Origin of the sequence: Escherichia sp. MOD1-EC5950, assembly GCF_002965345.1 — a bacterium.
Classification (GTDB): domain Bacteria; phylum Pseudomonadota; class Gammaproteobacteria; order Enterobacterales; family Enterobacteriaceae; genus Escherichia; species Escherichia marmotae.
On sequence record NZ_PTSR01000121.1, the window covers coordinates 1 to 629 of the forward strand.

General features: G+C 57.6%; 1 protein-coding gene. It reads left to right on the plus strand.

Features of this window, described 5'->3' with window-relative positions; all coding sequences use genetic code 11:
* A partial coding sequence (locus BEA93_RS24585; RefSeq protein ID WP_236942912.1) for a pyridoxal-dependent decarboxylase occupies positions 1 to 629 on the plus strand: 629 nt, incomplete at both ends.

Sequence of the window (629 nt, forward strand, 5' to 3'; positions counted from 1 at the left end):
CTGCGTTGCGTAAACATGGTTGCTGATCTGTGGCACGCGCCTGCGCCGAAAAACGGTCAGGCCGTTGGCACCAACACCATTGGTTCTTCCGAGGCCTGTATGCTCGGCGGGATGGCGATGAAATGGCGTTGGCGCAAGCGTATGGAAGCCGCAGGTAAACCGACCGATAAACCAAACCTGGTGTGCGGCCCTGTGCAAATCTGCTGGCATAAATTCGCCCGTTACTGGGATGTGGAGCTGCGCGAGATCCCTATGCGCCCCGGTCAGTTGTTTATGGATCCGAAACGGATGATTGAGGCCTGCGACGAAAACACCATCGGCGTGGTGCCGACTTTCGGCGTGACCTACACCGGTAACTATGAGTTCCCGCAACCGCTGCACGATGCGCTGGATAAGTTCCAGGCCGACACCGGTATCGACATCGATATGCATATCGACGCTGCCAGCGGTGGCTTCCTGGCACCGTTCGTCGCCCCGGATATCGTCTGGGACTTCCGCCTGCCACGCGTGAAATCGATCAGTGCTTCTGGTCATAAATTTGGTCTGGCTCCGCTGGGCTGCGGCTGGGTTATCTGGCGTGACGAAGAAGCACTGCCGAAAGAGCTGGTGTTTAACGTTGACTATCTCGG